The 1,744-nt window shown below is 55.8% G+C and carries 2 protein-coding genes and 1 pseudogene; 1 reads left to right on the plus strand and 2 read right to left on the minus strand.

Features of this window, described 5'->3' with window-relative positions:
- Nucleotides 1-266: 266 nt before the first annotated feature.
- On the minus strand, nucleotides 267-866 hold the full coding sequence (locus tag AC0L2A_RS36070; RefSeq protein WP_473612942.1) for a glycoside hydrolase domain-containing protein: 600 nt from the start codon (nucleotides 864-866) through the stop codon (nucleotides 267-269).
- A gap of 214 nt (nucleotides 867-1,080) precedes the next feature.
- Between AC0L2A_RS36070 and AC0L2A_RS36075 the strand changes: the two are divergent.
- Nucleotides 1,081-1,464: pseudogene (locus AC0L2A_RS36075) on the plus strand (DUF4158 domain-containing protein); the annotation flags it as partial.
- Between the two features lie 145 nt (nucleotides 1,465-1,609).
- On the opposite strand, the gene AC0L2A_RS36080 reads toward AC0L2A_RS36075, so the two are convergent.
- A partial coding sequence (locus AC0L2A_RS36080) for an ATP-binding protein (RefSeq protein ID WP_473612943.1) occupies nucleotides 1,610-1,744 on the minus strand: 135 nt, incomplete at its 5' end.

Here is a 1,744-nt window from a genome sequence, read left to right on the forward strand (position 1 = left end):
AATGGTGGCCGGCTTCAAATCGGAACGGTGGCCGGTCTTTGATCGGAATGGCGGCCGGCTTCACGTCGGAATCCGCACAATCAAATAGCCGGCGATGTCGTTGGTCTTCGAAGCAACTTCGCGGACCATCTGCTTTACACTCGCCGGTTTCGAGGAAAAGACACGACACGGTCCGGCAATTGACGTCGGAGACCTCTACGAACATAAAATCCGACAACTTTTTCAGCTTGCCGCGTCTACGAGCCGGAGTCCCTCGCCATCCTAGTCTAGGCCAGCGAGCCTTCGCCCGACTCATCAACTTGGAAGGCCCCGATCTCCCTCCGAGCAACCCGAACGATATTGCGATCATAGCCCACCCCAGAGGAGCCATGGGCAACCTCTGGAGGTACCTGCCGCATCGACCATCGGTTGGAATAAAAGAACTGCTCGGTTCCAAGAAACAGTGGCGACATAGATATCCATGGAACCGTGATCAGTCCCTCCGCCAATAATTTTGAGAGCACGGCACCGCTACCATACGCGCCGACTACGAAAGTGCCGTTGATCTCCTCTTTAATCGCGTGGAAGTAGGCGAGGATGGGGCCATCGATCTGCGTAGCCGGATAGTCCAAATCGACGGCGAAAAAAATCGTACTGCCCTTATCTTTCGGCTGGCCGACGCGCTTTGCGAACCCCATAGCACTCTTTGCATTTGCAGTACCGATCGAGCTCGAGAAATTGGAAATATGGCCGCTGCTGTCCTGGAAAATCGGTAGAATTCCGAAACCGTGCTCAGATAGTAGTTTGGCCTCCACTGGTGTGATGGTTTTCGGCCTCTCGGAACTCGCGTAATACCGAATGACCGTGGTCACCCCCGATCTTCGCAAGAAAGTGAGAAATTTCCGGCCTGCCGCATTGTTGGGGTCAGAACAAGAGCAGTGCGAAATCGTACGCTAAGGGCGAACGGGACATGAACTGATCCGGAGCACGGATGTGCAGCCTCCGATCTCTGTGGATTGGCATCGCCAGGCACCAGTTTTGGTTTCTTCGTCCGCCCGACTCGACAACGCTCCCGGCAGATTGGTCGTGGGGAGTCGGGCGATGGCAAAACGGAAGCTTCTCAAAGTTCATGATCGACAGAAGGTGTTCGATATACCAGCCGACGAGGATAGCCTGAGCCGGCACTATTCATTGTCACCGGCGGATCGGTTGGAGGTTGAGCTGCGGAGGCGTGAGCATAATCGGCTCGGTTTTGCCGTTCAGCTATGTCTGATGCGATACCCTGGCCGAGTGCTGGGAGCAGAAGAGACTCCGCCTCGCGCCATGCTCAGATATGTTGCTGACCAAATCGGCGCCGAGCCAGAAGCGTTTGCGCTCTATGCACGCCGTGAAGAAACCCGTCGCGATCACGCGGCGCGCCTGATGATGTATCTGGATACGAGAAGCGCGACAGCGCACGATCGTCGAGCCGCGCTATTGGCTGCGTATTCCGATGAAGCCGGCCACCGATTCCGATTTGAAGCCGGCCAGTCATTCCGATTTCATTCCGGCCACCATTCCGATTTGAAGGCGGCCAGTTTTCGGTCTGATCCTGGGTCTCGTTGATGTTTGGGTTGGGTTTTGTTTCAGGTCAAGCTTCGGTGTTTTCGGGGACGATCGGCGGGCGCTGTTTTCGCATGCTTTCCCCCGTGAGATCGATGCGATAGGCGTTGTGAACGAGGCGATCCAGGATGGCGTCGGCCAAAGTTGGGTTTGCAATAATCTC

The organism is Mesorhizobium sp. WSM4844, from assembly GCF_055811775.1.